At 71.4% G+C, this 15953-nt stretch carries 20 protein-coding genes; 11 read left to right on the top strand and 9 right to left on the bottom strand.

Annotation, left to right across the window (positions count from 1 at the left end; translation table 11 throughout):
- Window positions 1-48 precede the first annotated feature (48 nt).
- On the top strand, window positions 49-456 hold the full coding sequence (locus J7E45_RS14985; RefSeq protein WP_091029257.1) for a DapH/DapD/GlmU-related protein: 408 nt from the start codon (window positions 49-51) through the stop codon (window positions 454-456).
- A gap of 44 nt (window positions 457-500) precedes the next feature.
- On the opposite strand, the gene J7E45_RS14980 is transcribed toward J7E45_RS14985, so the two are convergent.
- Both J7E45_RS14980 and J7E45_RS14975 read right to left on the bottom strand, forming a co-directional pair.
- Window positions 501-1160, bottom strand: a complete 660-nt coding sequence (locus J7E45_RS14980; RefSeq protein WP_215070350.1) for a response regulator transcription factor — start codon at window positions 1158-1160, stop codon at window positions 501-503.
- Window positions 1153-2400 carry an ATP-binding protein gene (locus tag J7E45_RS14975; protein ID WP_215070347.1) on the bottom strand — a complete coding sequence of 416 codons (1248 nt, stop codon included), beginning with the start codon at window positions 2398-2400 and terminating at the stop codon, window positions 1153-1155. The genes J7E45_RS14980 and J7E45_RS14975 overlap by 8 nt, the downstream gene beginning before the upstream one ends.
- 114 nt (window positions 2401-2514) lie before the next feature.
- Here J7E45_RS14975 and J7E45_RS14970 point away from each other — a divergent pair, with 114 nt between their 5' ends.
- Genes J7E45_RS14970 through J7E45_RS14955 form a run of 4 tightly spaced genes read left to right on the top strand, consistent with a single transcriptional unit; the run spans window position 2515 to window position 5939 of the window.
- Window positions 2515-4128 (top strand): PspC domain-containing protein, encoded by a 1614-nt coding sequence (locus tag J7E45_RS14970; protein ID WP_215070345.1) that lies wholly within the window; start codon window positions 2515-2517, stop codon window positions 4126-4128.
- Window positions 4128-4436 (top strand): hypothetical protein, encoded by a 309-nt coding sequence (locus J7E45_RS14965; RefSeq protein WP_215070343.1) that lies wholly within the window; start codon window positions 4128-4130, stop codon window positions 4434-4436. Before J7E45_RS14970 ends, J7E45_RS14965 begins: the two co-directional genes overlap by 1 nt.
- Before the next feature lie 10 nt (window positions 4437-4446).
- Window positions 4447-5187, top strand: a complete 741-nt coding sequence (locus J7E45_RS14960) for a LysR family transcriptional regulator substrate-binding protein (RefSeq protein WP_215070341.1) — start codon at window positions 4447-4449, stop codon at window positions 5185-5187.
- 35 nt (window positions 5188-5222) lie between these two features.
- Window positions 5223-5939: a GMP synthase gene (locus J7E45_RS14955; protein WP_215070339.1), complete on the top strand. Its 717-nt coding sequence runs from the start codon at window positions 5223-5225 to the stop codon at window positions 5937-5939.
- Window positions 5940-5954: 15 nt separating this feature from the next.
- Here J7E45_RS14955 and J7E45_RS14950 read toward each other — a convergent pair whose 3' ends face one another.
- Together J7E45_RS14950 and J7E45_RS14945 are read right to left on the bottom strand one after the other, a co-directional pair.
- Window positions 5955-6425: a glutaminase gene (locus J7E45_RS14950; protein ID WP_215070337.1), complete on the bottom strand. Its 471-nt coding sequence runs from the start codon at window positions 6423-6425 to the stop codon at window positions 5955-5957.
- Window positions 6422-7636: a cation:proton antiporter gene (locus J7E45_RS14945; RefSeq protein WP_215070335.1), complete on the bottom strand. Its 1215-nt coding sequence runs from the start codon at window positions 7634-7636 to the stop codon at window positions 6422-6424. The genes J7E45_RS14950 and J7E45_RS14945 overlap by 4 nt, the downstream gene beginning before the upstream one ends.
- A gap of 86 nt (window positions 7637-7722) precedes the next feature.
- On the opposite strand from J7E45_RS14945, the gene purU reads away from it, so the two are divergent.
- A complete protein-coding gene (gene purU / locus J7E45_RS14940; RefSeq protein WP_091027524.1) occupies window positions 7723-8574 on the top strand; it encodes a formyltetrahydrofolate deformylase in 852 nt (283 codons plus the stop codon).
- Here the strand turns inward: purU and J7E45_RS14935 are convergent.
- Window positions 8571-9695 (bottom strand): nitronate monooxygenase, encoded by a 1125-nt coding sequence (locus J7E45_RS14935; protein WP_251054292.1) that lies wholly within the window; start codon window positions 9693-9695, stop codon window positions 8571-8573. The genes purU and J7E45_RS14935 overlap by 4 nt on opposite strands.
- Before the next feature lie 96 nt (window positions 9696-9791).
- On the opposite strand from J7E45_RS14935, the gene J7E45_RS14930 reads away from it, so the two are divergent.
- Together J7E45_RS14930 and J7E45_RS14925 are read left to right on the top strand one after the other, a co-directional pair.
- Window positions 9792-10064, top strand: a complete 273-nt coding sequence (locus tag J7E45_RS14930) for a DUF6412 domain-containing protein (RefSeq protein ID WP_215070333.1) — start codon at window positions 9792-9794, stop codon at window positions 10062-10064.
- Between the two features lie 66 nt (window positions 10065-10130).
- The gene (locus J7E45_RS14925) at window positions 10131-10910 is read left to right on the top strand and encodes a membrane protein insertase YidC (RefSeq protein ID WP_215070331.1); all 780 of its coding nucleotides are present in this window, start codon (window positions 10131-10133) and stop codon (window positions 10908-10910) included.
- Here the strand turns inward: J7E45_RS14925 and J7E45_RS14920 are convergent.
- The 3 genes from J7E45_RS14920 to J7E45_RS14910 all read right to left on the bottom strand — a co-directional run bounded on the left by J7E45_RS14920 (window position 10882) and on the right by J7E45_RS14910 (window position 13199).
- Window positions 10882-11799, bottom strand: a complete 918-nt coding sequence (locus J7E45_RS14920) for a DMT family transporter (protein WP_215070329.1) — start codon at window positions 11797-11799, stop codon at window positions 10882-10884. The two genes, J7E45_RS14925 and J7E45_RS14920, sit on opposite strands and share 29 nt — an antisense overlap.
- Before the next feature lie 40 nt (window positions 11800-11839).
- Window positions 11840-12724, bottom strand: coding sequence for an SDR family oxidoreductase (locus tag J7E45_RS14915; RefSeq protein ID WP_215070327.1), 885 nt, complete (start codon window positions 12722-12724; stop codon window positions 11840-11842).
- Between the two features lie 127 nt (window positions 12725-12851).
- Window positions 12852-13199, bottom strand: coding sequence for an ATP-dependent DNA ligase (locus tag J7E45_RS14910; protein WP_091027514.1), 348 nt, complete (start codon window positions 13197-13199; stop codon window positions 12852-12854).
- 188 nt (window positions 13200-13387) lie between these two features.
- Here J7E45_RS14910 and J7E45_RS14905 point away from each other — a divergent pair, with 188 nt between their 5' ends.
- Genes J7E45_RS14905 through J7E45_RS14895 form a run of 3 tightly spaced genes read left to right on the top strand, consistent with a single transcriptional unit; the run spans window position 13388 to window position 14842 of the window.
- Window positions 13388-13888: an FHA domain-containing protein gene (locus J7E45_RS14905; protein ID WP_215070325.1), complete on the top strand. Its 501-nt coding sequence runs from the start codon at window positions 13388-13390 to the stop codon at window positions 13886-13888.
- 43 nt (window positions 13889-13931) lie between these two features.
- Window positions 13932-14345, top strand: coding sequence for a CBS domain-containing protein (locus J7E45_RS14900; protein WP_215070323.1), 414 nt, complete (start codon window positions 13932-13934; stop codon window positions 14343-14345).
- Window positions 14342-14842 (top strand): CinA family protein, encoded by a 501-nt coding sequence (locus J7E45_RS14895; protein ID WP_215070321.1) that lies wholly within the window; start codon window positions 14342-14344, stop codon window positions 14840-14842. Before J7E45_RS14900 ends, J7E45_RS14895 begins: the two co-directional genes overlap by 4 nt.
- Before the next feature lie 22 nt (window positions 14843-14864).
- On the opposite strand, the gene J7E45_RS14890 is transcribed toward J7E45_RS14895, so the two are convergent.
- On the bottom strand, window positions 14865-15953 hold the full coding sequence (locus tag J7E45_RS14890) for an alcohol dehydrogenase catalytic domain-containing protein (RefSeq protein WP_215070319.1): 1089 nt from the start codon (window positions 15951-15953) through the stop codon (window positions 14865-14867).

Below are 15953 nucleotides of genomic sequence, written 5' to 3'. Positions count from 1 at the left end.
GCCGTGGTTGTTGATATATCCGGAGAACTCCGGAGCACGGGAGGAATCGTGGGTAAGAACTACGTCGACATCGAGAACGACCAGGGCGCGACGCTGCGGTACCGCAAGCACGCGAACGGTCGAGGTCTGGTCGCGCATGGCGCGAAGGTGCATCCGAAGGCGCACATCGAGGCGGGTGCCTATATCGAACCGGGCGCGCGAATCGGCGCCGGGGCGACCATCGCCCGCGGCGCCTGGATCGACGAAGACGCCGTGGTCGGTGAGGGAGCTTTCGTCGATGCGCACGCGCACATCGGCCAGGGAGCCGCGATCGGCGACCACGCGTACGTGGGTGTCCGCACCGACGTCGGCGCCGGAGCGCGCATCGTCCGTGGCGCCCGGATCGGCGACGACGAGACGGTCGCCGCAGGCCTCACCATCGCGACGGACCAGAAGGGCCTCTGGCTCGCAGCCTGACGCCCCGCGCTCGACCTGAGCGCGTCACGCGTCGCGTGGCCTGACTACAGCAGTCGCCGCTCGGATGCCCACGCGGTGAGTTCGTGCCGCGACGAGAGCTGCAGCTTGCGCAGCACGGATGACACGTGAGTCTCGACCGTCTTGATCGAGATGAACAACTCGGAGGCGACCTCCTTGTAGGCGTAGCCGCGCGCGATCAGTCGCATGACCTCCTGCTCGCGCGCCGAGAGCCGGTCGAGCTCATCCGTCGCGGTCGCTGTCTCTCCCGCGACGGCCCCGAACGCGTCGAGCACGAAGCCGGCGAGCCGCGGTGAGAACACCGCATCGCCGTCGGCCACGGCGTGCACGGCCTTGCTGACCTCGATGCCGGACGATCCCTTGGTGATGTAGCCGCGCGCACCGGCACGGATCACCCGCACGACATCGGCCGCCGCATCCGACACGCTCAGTGCGAGGAATCGCGCGGTGGTCGGCGCCGAGCCACGGATCACGGCTTCTCCCCCGGTCGCGTCGTCGCCGGGGCCGCCCGGCAGATGCACGTCGAGCAGCACCACATCGGGCTGCGTCGCGCCGATCACCGCGATGGCGGACGGCACGTCGGCCGCCTCTCCCACCACGTCGACGCTGGCATCGAGATCGGCACGCAGACCGGAGCGGAAGATCGAGTGGTCGTCGACGATCACGACGCGGATGCTGTCAGCCACGGTTCTCCTCCCGGGTGGGCGCGGGGCGCGCGCCGGGCCGATCCTGGTGCACGCCCGACCTGATGCTCAGATGCACCTCGGTGCCGTTCTCGTCGCTGCGGACGCCGCCCGAGCCGCCGGCGCGACGCATCCGGCCGATGATCGACTCCCGCACCCCGAGGCGGTCGCTCGGCACGTCGTCGAGCGAGAACCCGGCACCGCGGTCGCGGATGAACACGTCGACGCCGGTCGCGCTGCCCTCGATGTACACCGAGATCTCGCCGCCCGCGTGCCGGGCCGCGTTCAGGATCGCCTCTCTGGCCGCGGCCGCGAGCTCCCCACTCGCGCGCTCGGCGGAGAGGCCGGCCGACACCACGTCGATGCGCACCGGGTAGTCGAGTTCGAGCGCTCCGGCATAGTCACGCAGATCCGTCGGCAGGTCGCTGTCGGCTGGGGCGTCGCCGTCGTACAGCCACGCCCGCAGCTCGCGCTCCTGCGCCCTGGCGAGACGCGCGGCCTCGCTGGAGGCACCGGCCCTGTTCTGGATCAACGCGAGCGTCTGCAGCACGGAGTCGTGCAGGTGCGCGGCCATCTGGCTGCGCTGCTCCTCGCGAATGCGGCGGACCCGCTCACCGGAGAGTTCGCGCCAGCGCGGGATCAGGGCCGACGAGACCACGGCGGCGAGCCCGGCGAGCGGGAGGAGCACGAGCGCCACCCCCGACCGAGCGATGGGCCAGGAGAGCAGCACCGTGAACAGCAGCGCCAGCAGCAGGATCGCGACGACCCGCACGGTCATCGTGTGCCGCGGCCCGCGGGCCGTGTCCGTCCGATCGATGAGGGTGGCCCACAGCCCGGCGCCGGTCGCGAACGCCGCCGCGCCGCCCACCACGACCGCGGCGAGGTCCGGCGGGATCGACCCGCTCAGCCAGTCGCTGCCCCCGCGCCAGACCAGGACGACGAGCATCCCCACGGCGGCAGGAGCGAGCAGCAGCCAGGCCACCGGCATCCGCCTCGTCGGTGCGCTCTCGCCCTCGGCCCACGGCATGAAGACCCAGCACCAGGCGTAGAGCAGGATGCCGGCGCCACCGCACAGTGTCAGCGCGATGAACAGCGCCCGCACCAGCCCCACGCGCACGCCGAGGTGACGGGCGAGACCGGCGCCCACGCCGGCCACCAGACAGTCGCGGTCGCGGGTCAGCGGCGGGCGCGGCGGTGCCGCCACGCGCGGGGGTCGCGCAGAAGCGTGCGCCGAAGAGGACATGTGGCAATCCAATCATCCGGGTGCCCGCTCCGGGTCCTCCCCGGCCCAGAATCAGGGGTCGCTCAGGGGTTCCCCCCATGGCAGGGAGCAGACGGATGCCGCCAGGATCGAAGCATGACGATTCCGACTGCGCCACCGCCCCCCGCCGACCACGCCGCTCCGGCCACCGGCACACCGGGCACCGGCATCCCTCGCGGAGCCGAGCGCTTCCTCCTCTGGGTCGCCGGACTCGGCGTCGCCCGGTCCGAGGGATGGCTCGGCGGTGTCTCGGCGGGCATCGCCGCCCGCCTGCGCATCGATCCCCTGATCATCCGCGGCGTCCTCGTGGTCGCGGCCCTCTTCGGCCTGCCGGTCATCTTCCTGTACGCCGCAGCCTGGGCGCTGCTGCCGGATGTCGACGGACGCGTGCACGTCCGCGATCTGCTCCGCCGCGACTACCAGCCGGTGCAGTGGGGCATCCTCGCGATGGCCGTCATCGGCCTGTTCCCGACCGCTCCGCTCGCCGGCCGTCTCTTCGGCCTCGGCTACGACGGCTGGTCAGCCCTCTCTCTCACGAGCTGGATCATCGGCCTCATCCTCGTGGCCGTCCTGCTCATCCTGATCGTGCGTGCTGCGAGCCGCACCCCGGGTGCTTCCACGCCTGATCTGCCGATGGCTTCCGCAGATCAGGCGGCCCCGGCCGCGTCCGTCGCCCTCGGTGGTTCGGGTACCGCCGAGGGGACGGACGCCACACTCCCGCTCGGCGCATACGCTGCGGCGGATGCCGACACCGTGGTCGCGGACACGCCTGCCCCGGCCGCCCTCGCCGATGCCCCGCTCCTCGACCCGACTACGACCGCGGCGATTCCGCCCGCACCTCCCGCACCCCTTCCCCCCGGCGCACAGGACCCCGCCGCCCTCGAGGCCTGGCGCGCCCAGCACGCCGCGTGGAAGGAACAGGACCAGGCGTGGCGACGCCAGCAGCAGGATGTCGAGCGCGCCGCCCGCGATCAGCTGCGCCGTGAGCGCCAGGCCGAGGCCGCCGTCTTCGCCTCCGAGGCAGCCGAGCGTCGACGCATCCGCCGCGCATCGAACCCGCGCGCAGGCTTCGCATTCGCCGCGACGATCCTCGGTCTCGCGATCATCACCGGGGCCGCTGTCGGTCTTGTCGCGGGTGGCGAAGTGGTCGGCACAGCCCTCGGGTTGCTCGCCGCCGCCCTCATCCTGGCGCTCGGCATGATCGTCGCCGGAGCGTTCCGCCGACGCAGCGGCTTCCTGGCCTTCATCACCGTGCTCACACTGGTGGGCGGCCTCGTGGTCGGCGGGTTCTCCTCCCTGCAGGGCTTCAGCCTCGGCTGGGCGTCGGTCACGAACTACCGCGCGGAACATGTCCGGCAGCCGTTCGGCGAGCTCAACGTGTCGCTGAATCAGCACGACGACGCGCCCCGGCCGATCGTGATCGAGAAGGGCTCCGGCGCGACCAACATCTACGTCGATCCGGGTGTCCAGCTGCAGCTGCGTGCGACCGTCGACACGGCGGATATCACCTGGACCCGCGTCGACGCCGAGTACTACAACATCATCGATTCCGGCACCTGGGCGGGCACGCGGCGCGACGGGGAGTCGGTCGTCGCCGAGAACATCTCCGCGGAGAACGTGTCGACCACCACCATCCAACCCGTCACCATCGATCAGAACAGCGGCGAGATCTCCATCACCGTCGTCGAGCCGAAGAAGGAAGACCAGTGATGAGCACTCCCACGACCACCGAGCCGACCACCGCGCCGCGCACCCGCTGGGCCGCCATCATCTGGGGACTGTTGTTCGCGGCCATCGCTGCCGTCGCGCTCGGCCAGCTCGCCGACGCCACCCGTCGTGAGACGATCGCGGATGCGCTGATGACCATGACGCCCACGACGATCACCGCGATCGTGCTGCTCACCGCCGGCGTGCTGCTGCTCGTCGGCGGGGCCGCCGGTCTCATCCGCCGCGCACAGCGCAAGCTGGCGGCCGCATCCCGCCCGCAGCAGGAAGTGGCCGCGCCCGTCGCCGAGTAGCCTTGACCCCATGGCGAATCAGGGAAGACGGCCCGCGAAGGGCGCAAGCCGCGGCACGCCCGTACGCCGGAACAAGGCCGCCCCTGCCGAGCGATTCCCCCCGCAGAAGCCCAAGAAGAAGACCGCCAAGGTCGTCTTCGACGCTCCGCAGCCCGAACCCGAGGCACCGCGCACCTTTCGACTGGGCGCGGTGCCCGGTGCAACTCCGGGCAAGTGGATCGGCGCGTGGAAACAGCGGATGCCCCGTGTGCCGCTCGAGCTCGTGCCGATCGAGGCGGCCACACAGCGCGCCGCGCTCGACGAGGTGGATGCCGCGCTGGTGCGGCTGCCGCTCACCGACGAGTCGCTGCACGTCATCCCCCTGTACGACGAGGTCCCGGTCGTCGTCGCCGCCGCCGACTCGCATCTGATGGCGGTCGAAGAGCTCACCGCCGCCGACCTCGAGGGCGAGGTCGTGATCGCTCTGACCGACGATGTGCTCGGCCCGCTCGACCTGCCCGGCACGACACCGGCGAGCTTCGCCGCTCTGCCGACCGACGAGGCGATCGCGACCGCCGCATCCGGCGTCGGCATCGTGGTCGTCCCGATGTCGCTCGCCCGCATGCATCACCGCAAGGATGCCGACCACCGCGTCCTGGCGAATGGCCCGACCTCGACCGTCGCCCTCGTCTGGCCGCGCGACCGGACCACGCCCGACGTCGAGACATTCGTCGGCATCGTCCGCGGGCGCACCGCGAACTCCTCCCGGTGACCGGCGACGCTCGTCGCGCTCGTTAGAATCTCCTGATGGCCTCGCTCCTCTACGTCTGCGTGCGTCCCGAGCTCGGGGCGGCGGATGCTGAGCACGCCTCGTTCCGGCGGGCGCTCGGCGCCGACGTGGTCGACCGGCTCGACCTGCTGCAGACGCCGCTCGACATCGAGCGTGCGCGGGGCTACCAGGGAATCGTCGTCGGAGGTTCGCCGTACAACGTCTCCGACACCGTGAAGTCCCCGGAGCAGCTGCGCGCCGAGGCCGATCTGCGCACTCTGGCCGATGCGGCCATCGCCGCCGAGGTCGCCGTGTTCTTCACGTGCTTCAGCATCGGTGTCGTGACCCGCATGCTCGGCGGAGAGGTCGTCACCGACACCCCGGAGCCCGCGAGTGCCACCGTGATCGACGTGACTCCGGAGGGCGCAGCCGACCCGGTGTTCGGTCCCAGCGGCCCGGCGCTCACGGTCTTCACGGCGCACAAGGAGAGCGCGGCGCACACCCCGCCCGGTGCCGTGCTGCTCGCGACGAACGAGGTGTGCCCGGTGCAGGCCTACCGGGTGGGCACGCATCTGTACGCGGCGCAGTTCCACCCCGAGCCCACTCCCCGCGACTTCGCCGACCGGATGACGTTCTACCGCACCACCGGCTACTTCGACCCCGATGAGTTCGACGCGGTGCAGCAGCAGGTGCTGGCGGCATCCGTCACCGAGGGCGCGGCGCTCCTCCGGCGATTCGCCGAGACGTTCGCCTGAGTCAGCCCGCTCGGGTCAGCCCGCCGCGCCGTCGCGCAGCAGTGCCACGCGCTCCCGCAGGTATGCCTCCAGCGGCATGAAGCCCCCGGCGACGCTCCAGCGCACCGACGGCACCCCATCGACCAGGGCGAGCGGGCCGGACGAACCTCCGGCATCCACCGCATCCACGTCGATCACGCTCCAGCCCACGTGCACGACGTCGCCCTCGTCGAACCCGCCACGCAGCGCCTCGGCCCGGCGCTCGGCCCGCTCGCGTGCCGACTCGGCCGTGTAGCCGCGGCGGCCGGGATCGGCGGCCCGCAGCACCTCGGCGGTCGCCAGCGCATGCGTGTCGGTCAGCAGCAGCGCCCCGAGATGCCAGGCCTCGCCGACACGCACGATGCGACGCCCGCGCCATCGGGAGTCGCGCTGCTCGCCCAGCCCCTCTTTCGGGGCGCCGGCGAGGGCGGTCACAGCCGCGGTCAACAGCGCCGATGCGGTGGTCACAGCTCCCCCTGCACAGCCTCGCCCGCGCGTGCCGGTCCGACGACCTCCGCGCGATCGCCGCGCAGCGTCATCCCGATCAGCGGATACAGCAGCACCGAGAGCATGCCGGCCCCGACCAGCGCGGCCGCCGTGCCGGTGTCGAGCATGTCCTGATCCACACCGATCGCGGTGACCGCGACGATGATCGGCAGACCGGTGGCGGCCAGCAGACCGAGCGCTGCACGGTCGCGGACGCTCATCCCCGCGGGAGCCGAGAGCTGCGCGGCCGCACCGCGGATCACGAGCAGGGCGATCAGGAAGATGGGCACCAGGGCCAGCGCGGTCGGCGAGGAGAGCAGCGCCTGCAGGTCGAAGGTCACACCGGTGTAGAGGAAGAAGATCGGCACCAGGAAGCCGAACGCGATGGCCTCGATCTTGCTCTCGATCTGCTCCGCCGACTCCTTCGGCGCACGCGTCATGATGATGCGCCAGACCGCACCGGCCACGAACGCGCCCAGCAGCATGTCGAGGTCGAGCATCACGCTCAGACCGACGAGGGCGGCGATGAGCAGGATCACGAAACGAACCCCGAACTGGTCGGACGTGTGCAGTGTCGCCAGGACGATGCGATGCAGACGCCCGTGCGGCACGCGATGCGCGAGCAGCACCGCGAGTCCGGCGAGCACCACGAAGGTCAGCAGGACGGCCGTGGCGATCGGCGTGGTCCGCGTGCTCAGGAAGATCGAGATCGCGATCAGGGGCAGGAACTCCCCGACGGCCCCGATCGTGCTGATCGCTCGGCCGAAGGGCGTGTCGAGCTCGCGGGCGTCGCGCAGAATCGGCATCAGCGTGCCCAGCGCCGTGGAGCTGAGTGCGATGCCGACGACGACCATCCCCTCGCCCGGCGCGAAGAAGAAGCCGAGGCCGATGCCCAGCAGCACGCTCAGGAGCCAGCCGGCCGACGCCCGCGCGAGCGGCTTCCCGGCCACCATCTTGAAGTCGATCTCGGTGCCGGCGACGAAGAACAGCAGCGCCAGGCCGAAGTCGCTGAGCTTCTCCAGCAGCGGGCCGGGCTCGACCCAGCCGAGCACCGCCGGTCCGACGAGGATGCCGAGCACGAGCTCGAACACGACGATGGGCACCCGCACCACGGGACGCACGCCGCGGGCGAGCAGGGGTGCGGCAACGGCCAGCAGGGGGATCAGCACCAGGCCGAGGTCACTCGCTTCCACGAGACTCAGAGTAGCGAGTCGCCTCCCGCGATTCGCCCCCGCTCTGCATCCACGGCAGAATCGATGCACACCCTCGAGGAGCCCCCATGTCTCAGCCCGATACCGCCCGCCTGCTGATCGCCTGCGACGACCAGCCCGGCATCGTCGCCGCTGTCGCCGGTGTGCTCGCCCAGCACGGCGCGAACATCATCTCCCTCGACCAGCACTCCACCGATTCCGAGGGCGGACGCTTCTTCCAGCGCACCGTCATCCACCTCGACGGACTCTCCGCCGCGCGCCCGGCCCTCGAAGCCGACATCGCCGCCGTCGCCGAGCGCTTCGGCATGGAATGGTCGCTGCACGACGTGGCCCGCCGCAAGCGCGTCGCGATCTTCGTGTCCAAGTACGACCACTGCCTGATGGAGCTGCTGTGGCGCACGCAGCGCGGCCAGCTCGACATCGACATCACGATGGTCGTCTCCAACCACCCCGATCTGGCCCAGTCGGTGCGCTCGTTCGGTGTGCCGTTCGTGCACATCCCCTCCGGCGACAAGGCCGCCATGGAGGAGCGTCAGCTCGAGCTGCTGCACGGAAACGTCGACCTCGTCGTGCTCGCCCGCTACATGCAGATCCTCACCGACGACTTCATCACCCGTCTCGAGGTGCCGGTGATCAACATCCACCACTCGTTCCTGCCCGCGTTCATCGGTGCGAACCCGTACGCGCGTGCCAAAGACCGCGGCGTCAAGCTCATCGGCGCGACCGCGCACTACGCGACGGCCGACCTCGACGAGGGCCCGATCATCGAGCAGGACGTCACGCGCGTGACCCACTCCGAGTCGGCGGCTCAGCTGCAGAGCCGCGGTGCCGACGTGGAGCGACTGGTGCTGGCCCGCGCCGTGCAGTGGCATGCCGAGGACCGCGTGATCGTGCACGGCAAGTCCACGGTCATCCTCTAGCGGTCGGCGTCGTCCCAGGCGTTCCGGTTCTCTTCGATCCGCGCGTCGATCTCCCCCGAGGACGCGGACCGGCGAGCCGGGTCCGCCGGAATCCCCGCCGCCAGCTCGGCGAACACCTTAGCGGCGGTGTCGTGGCGCACGAGTGGGGCGGCCTGGCCCATCCACAGCGACTGCAGCGCGCCCAGGTTCTGTTCCCCCGCCGCGGTGCGGAAGCGGCCGGTGAGCCAGTTCTGCATCGGGAATGGAGCGATCGTGCCGCTCGCCTCGATCGCCCGCACGACGCGGTTGCGCGCACCGCGAGCCAGTCGCCCGCTCATCGCCCGCGTGAGCACGGTCTCGTCGGCGGCAGTGGACCGGATCGCCTCACGGTGGGCCTGGTTCGCTGCAGACTCGGCGGTCGCGAGGAACGCCGTCCCCACCTGCACTCCGGAGGCGCCCAGCGCGAAGGCCGCGGCCACCCCACGCCGGTCAGCGATGCCTCCCGCCGCGATCACGGGAACGTCGACTGCATCGACGACCTGCGGCACCAGCGCGAACGTCCCCACCAGCGACTCCTCGGCCGGGCGCAGGAACGACACCCGGTGGCCGGCCGCCTCCGCGCCGGTCGCGACTACGGCATCCACGCCCGCCTCGGCGAGGGCGACCGCCTCGGCCACGGTGGTCGCCGTGCCGACGATGCGGATGCCGCGGCGGCGAGCCTCATCGACCATGTCCGCCGACGGCACGCCGAACACCACGCTGAGCACCGCGGGAGCGATCTCCCAGATCGCCTCCAGCTGCTCCTCGAGCGGCGGGTTGTAACGCTCCGGCCGGGCGGGCACGTCGACGCCGACCGCCTCGTAGAACGGCTGCAGCGCCTGGGCGAAGACCGTGTGCTGTGGGTTCGGCTCGACCTCGTCGCCCGTGGGCAGCCAGATGTTCACCGCGAACGGCCGGTCGGTCGCTGCCCGAAGGTCGGCCCCGGTCGTGCGGATGCGGTCGCCGTCGTAGCCGTACAGGCCGAACGAGCCGAGCCCGCCGGCGTTGCTCACCGCCGCGGTGAGTGCGGTCGAGGAGAGCCCACCGAACGGGCCGAGGATGATCGGATGCTCGATCCCGAGCAGGGCGCGAAGGTCACTCATGCTTCGACGTTACGCCCGCAGCGGAGGGAGACGGTCGACCGTGACGGCCGGTCTCGCGGTCCCCGGTGCTACCCTCGGCTGCAGAGGGGAGTGCGCATGAGCGAGTGGTTCGGGCAGATGCTGAGCTTCGTCGCGACCGCGCTCGGACTCGTCTCGATGCCGGATGCCGCGGCCCTCGGTCTCGCCATCGCACTGCTCGCCGTCACGGCGCTGACGCTCGCGATCGTGCTGAGCGTGCGCCCCGAGGCCACCTCCGACGCCCCGCATCCGCTGCGGGCGATCGACATCGGAACCCTGCTCACGCAGAGCGACCCTGACGCTGCCGGCCATCCGCGCCCGCGCGCGCCGGGGGTCGCGATCGCCGCGTAGTCCGTCCACACGACGGGATCGCGCGGCTTTCGCCGACCCTTCCCGACGCCACGAACGGACAACTCCATGGACCCCTTTGCCTTTCCCCCTCTCGCCGCCCTCCTCGACGCCGCCTACGGCGCACTGACCGGGCTCTCCGACCTCCTCACCCCGACCGCCGGAGCCTCGGCCGCAGCCCTCGCGGTCGTGCTCGTCACTCTGCTGGTGCGGGCCCTGCTCATCCCCGTCGGCATCTCGCAGGCCAAGGCCGAGCAGACCAGGGCGCGCCTCGCCCCGAAGCTGCGCGAGCTTCAGCGCCGCCACAAGAAGAACCCCGAGCGCCTGCAGAAGGAGATGATGGCGCTGTACAAGGCCGAGAACACGTCGCCGTTCGCGGGCATGCTCCCGGTGCTGGCGCAGGCCCCCATCGTCGGCATCCTGTACACGCTGTTCCTGCGACCCGAGATCGCCGGACACCCGAACGAGCTGCTCTCCCACGACCTGTTCGGCGCTCCGCTGGGCACGAGCCTGGTCTCGGCGCTGTTCGGGGGCACGGCCACGCCGGCGACGTTCCTCGTCTTCGGGGTGCTGCTCGCCATCATGATCGCCGTCGCCGAGGTCACCCGCCGGGTGTTCCGTCCGACGCCGGTCGAGGGCGACGACTCGCCGCTGAACTCCCCCACGATGCTCCGCGTGATGTCGTCGCTGCACTACCTGACGGCGGTGTTCGCGGCCTTCGTGCCCCTCGCGGCGGCGCTGTATCTCACCGTCACGGTGGTGTGGACGCTCGTGCAGCGCGTCATCCTGCGCCGACGGTTCCCGCTGCCGACCCCCGCGGTCAGTCGGGCAGCGGTATCGGGGCGGTGAAGGGGCCGGAGGGGCCGCCGTCGTGGCGGTCCTTCCGCACGCCGAGCGTCGCGCCGACGCTGGCGGCGATCACGAGGACGACCGCCAGCAGCCGCAGCGGGGTCGCATCCTGGCCGAGGATCAGCCAGCCCGCGAGCGTCGCGAAGGCGGGCTCGAGGCTCAGCAGCACGCCGAACACCCGCTGCGGCAGACGGCGCAGCGCGGCCAGCTCGAAGCTGTACGGGATCACCGACGACAGCACCGCGGTGATCGCGGCGAGCAGCAGCAGCTGCGGGTCCATCGCAACCGTCGAGGCGGCCGGGATGCCGACCGGGATGAGGAGCACGGCTGCCACGACGAGCCCCATCGCCAGGCCGCTGCTGCCGGGGATGAGCGCACCGACGCGGGCACTCATGCGGATGTACATCACCCAGAACCCGGCCGCGATGAGGATGAACACGAGCCCGAGCGGGTCGAGCGGCTCGGCCCCGATCAGGCCGTCGATGCCCAGTGCGACCATGCCGAGGAGAGCGACCCCCACCCAGGCGGCATCCGCGAGACGACGGGTCAACACGGCGGCGAGCACGAGCGGTCCGAGGAACTCGATCGCGACGGCGGGGCCGAGCGGGATGCGGTCGATCGCGGCGTAGAAGAACCCGTTCATCGCGGCCAGCGAGACGCCGAAGAGCACGGCGGCGAGCCACTGCGGGCGCGTCCACTTGCCCGGGCGGGGCCGCACGATGACGACGAGCAGGATGGCGGCGATCGCGACCCGCAGCGAGGTCACACCCCACGGCCCGAGCACCGGGAACAGCTGCGCCGCGACGGCCGCGCCGAAGGGCAGCGAGAGGCAGGAGCCGATGACGAGTGCGACGCCCACGAGGGGGCCGGACGCGGCGGGCTTCTGCACCAGACAAGCTTAGGCGGGCGGCCCTCGGCGGCCGGTCAGATCAGAGCGGCTTGCCGCCCGTCACCGCGATCACCGAGCCGGACGTGTACGACGACTCCGCCGAGGCGAGGTAGACGTAGGCGCCTGCGAGCTCCGCCGGCTGCCCCGCGCGTCCGAGGGGCGTGTCCTGTCCGAACGTCGCGAGCCGCTCGGCGTCCCAGCCGGTCGCGGGGATCAGCGGCGTCCAGATCGGGCCGGGCGCCACGGCGTTGACTCGGATGCCCTTGGGCCCTGCCTCTTCGGCGAGCGCCTTCACGAACGCCACCTGGGCGGCCTTCGTCATCGCATAGTCAATGAGTCCGGGCGACGGGTTGAATGCCTGGACGGATGCCGTCACGATGATGCTCGCGCCCGGCTCGAGGTCGGGGTACGCCGCGCGGGCCGAGAACAGCAGGCCCACGAGGTTCGTGTCGAACACGCGCCGCATCCGGTCGGTCTCGAGGTTCTCGAAGCCGTCGATGTCGTGCTGGTAGGCGGCGTTGAGCACGAGGGTGTCGAGCCCGCCGAGCTCACTCCGTGTGCGGGCGACGATGTCGGTTGCGAAGGCCTCGTCGCGCAGGTCTCCCGCGAAGCTCACACCCGTGCGCCCCGCCTCGCGGACCAGCGCCAGAGTGTCTTGCGCGTCGTCCTGCTCCTCCGGCATGTGCGCGATCGCGACATCGGCGCCCTCGCGTGCGAAGGCGATCGCGACGGCCCGTCCGATGCCGGAGTCGCCACCGGTGATGAGCGCTCGGCGCCCCGCCAGCCGGCCGTGGCCGATGTAGCTCTCCTCGCCGTGGTCGGGGTCGGGGCGCGTCAGCTCCGTGAGTCCGGGCTGGTCCTGCTGCTGCGCGGGGAAGCCCTCCTCGCGGTGCGCGTGCCGGGGGTCGGAAGCGTTGTCGGTCATGGCCGATCCTCCTCGTCTCGATGTGTCGGACCGACTCTTCCGGATCGGCGGCCGCGAGTGCAGGGGGTTGACAGCCGTGCATGGAGGCGGCGAGGAGCGCCGCCTCGAGAGGAGACGTGCGGCCGAGTCAGAGCTGAGGCGTGACGGGGATCTCTTCGGTGCCCGGCTCCACGCCGGCCTCGGCGGGTTCGGGGACGAGGTACAGCCCGCTCGGCGCGTTGGCGGTGAAGGCGAGCGCCTCGATCCAGGCCCGGTTGATGGAGGGCTGGCGGCTGCCGAAGTACTTGAACACCAGCGAGCTGCCCGGCTGGATCCACACGGTCGTGCGTCCGCCGCCGACGCTCGCGTCTTCGCGCCAGCTGAACGGGAACGGCTCTCCGCGCCGCAGCTTCGCGGTGATGACCAGTTGCAGATGCGTGAGAGCGCGATCTTCGATCTCGGTCTTCACTCCACCTTCATAGACGAACTTGCCCATATCGTGTGCTCCTTGGTCGCAGTCTGGCCGAGACGACGGCTCACCCTATTCTCGCTCACGCGGCGACAGTATTCCGCCTCTGTTCTGCGCGAGGGTGGCTGCGCGTCCGCCATCGCGAAGTCAACCCCCTCGGCAGAACGGAGAAGCCCTCCTAATGTCGGATTCCCCAGCTCGAGGAGGGCATTTCCATGAACGCACGACACATCGACGACCGCCCCGACGAGGGATACACCCCCGGGACCACCCACGCAGAGTGGGGCGCGGGGAACCCCCGGCTGCGCATCACGCGCGATGACGAGCGCACCGAATTCGCGCTCGAGGCGGATGAGGTGCGGATCGGCTCCGCCGAGGGCAACGAGCTGCGCCTGCCCGACACCGATCCCCTGCATGCCACGATCACGCACGACGACCGCGACGAGTACGTGCTGACGCTGCACGGCGAGGGCGAGATGAACGCCAACGCCGGCGCGGATGCCACGCACCCGGGTGACGACAGCGAGACGCTCCGCACCGGCGCGCACTTCACGGCCGGACCCTGGACGCTGGTGTTCGCCCGCGAGGAGTTCGCCGACCACGGCCGCCCCTACGGCGGACGCGCGGGTGGCGAGTACTCGGATCAGCCGCTGCAGCCCCCGCGTCCGGACTACGACGGCGACGCCGCGGAGTCCGCCCCGCCCGCGCAGCCGTGATGCCGGGCGCCGACGCGCTTCGACGAACACGAGAGGGAAGACGATGACCACCACACGCGACCTCATGACTCCGAGCCCGCGCTGCATCGGCGTGAACGACTCACTGCGCATCGCCGCATCGGTCATGGCGGATCTGAACGTCGGAGCCCTGCCCATCTGCGGTGAGGACAGCCGCCTCAAGGGGATGCTCACCGACCGCGACATCGTCGTCGGTGCCATCGCGCTCGGGATGGATCCGGAGACCACCCCTGCGGAGGCGCTCGCCAACGGAAAGCCGATCACGGTCGACGCGGACGACGACATCCAGGTCGCGCTGGACCGCATGGAGGAGCACCAGATACGGCGGCTGCCCGTGATCGCAGAGCATCGGCTGGTGGGAATCGTCAGCCAGGCCGACATCGCCCGCTCGCTGTCGGCGGCGACGACCGGCAAGACGGTGGAGAGCATCTCGCAGTGACCGACGACATCGAACGACTGAGCGACCTCGCGCGCGAACGAGGGCTGCGTGTGGCCGTGGCGGAGTCCCTCACCTCGGGTCGGCTGGCGAACACGGTCGGGTCCGGAGCCGAGGCATCCGAGTGGTTCGCGGGCGGCGTCGTGGCCTATCTGACGGATGTGAAGGAGCGCGTGCTCGGGCTGGTCCCCGGCACGGACCCCTGTTCCGCGGCGTGCGCCGAGCAGCTCGCCCTCGGAGCGCGCGATCTGCTCGACGCCGACCTCTGCGTGTCGACGACCGGAGTCGGCGGGCCCGATCCCGAAGGGGCGCATGAGCCGGGGACGGTCTACCTCGGGTGGGCCACCGCCGACGCGGTCGGACACCGCCGCCTCGCGCTGACGGGAGATCCCGAAGAGGTCCTGGCGGCGACGGTCGAGGCCGCCGTCCGGCTGCTGGCCTTCCATGCCGAGGGCCTGCGACCCGCCGGCCCCCGCCGAACCCCGCAGCCGACCGCGTAGGTCGACCGCCGGGCCCGAAGGGTCAGTGCCCCGGGAGCAGTCCGATCCGCAGCGGTGCGCCGGGTGCCGCCGCTTCTTCGAGGGCGGCATCGATCTCCGGGAGCCCGCGCACCGCGCCGACCGCGTCGCCGAACGGATAGGCGCGCCCGCGCCCGGCCAGGAACGCGACGGCCTCGGCGAGTTCGGCTCCCGTGTAGTTGTGGATGCCGGCGACCGTGACCAGGCGCCGCACGATGCTCTCGGCGTCGAGCGGGACGGGATCGGCGGGGAAAACGCTGCCGACCAGCACCACCGTGCCGCCGACGGTCACGCCGGCGAGGGCCTCGCCGACGGCGTGCCCCGAGGCCTCGATCACGACGTCGGGATCGCGGTCCAGGCTCGTCGCGCCGAACCGCGCGGCGAGCGCACGACGATCCGGGTTGGGGTCGAGAACCTCGACCCTCGCACCCTGCTCCGCGGCGATCGCGGCGGCGGAGAGTCCGACGAGTCCCGCCCCGTGGATCCGTACGCTGGCCCCGTCGAGGTCGTGGTCTCGCGCGGCCCTGGCCACGGCTGCCCAGGCCGTCGCGGTCGCACACCCCGCCGGGGCGAGCACGGATGCCGGCAGCGCCTCGGGCACGCGCACGATGGCGGTTCCCTCCCGCAGCTGCACGTGACTCGCGAACGCACCGGTCAGGTCGCCGTGCGCACCGACCCGGTCGTGCCCGTACTTGCCGAGGCGGCGGCACTTCTGCGGCATCCCGTGCAGGCATCGGTCGCAGCTCGCGCACGAGATCGTCACCGACCACACCACGCGGTCGCCGATGCGCAGCGGAGTGCCATCGACCGTGTTCGCGCCGGTGTCGCCGGTCGCGATCACCCTCCCGACGCTCTCGTGACCGAGCACGAGCGGGGTCGGGGCCGAGCGGCGTCCCTGCACCGTATGCACGTCGGAGCCGCAGATCGTCGACATCTCGACCGCGACGAGCACGTCCCCGTCGGCGAGCGCGACTCCCGGCACCGCGATCATCTCGTGCGGATGCCCCTCGCCGATCCAGACCATCGCGGTCGCCGCCGGGCGCAGGGCGACATCTCGGCGGTGACCGGGTGGACGGATCAGCAGCGTTCCCAT

Origin of the sequence: Microbacterium sp. ISL-59 (assembly GCF_018613945.1) — a bacterium.
GTDB lineage: Bacteria > Actinomycetota > Actinomycetes > Actinomycetales > Microbacteriaceae > Microbacterium > Microbacterium oxydans_B.
This window is presented reverse-complemented; position numbering and strand designations above follow the sequence as displayed.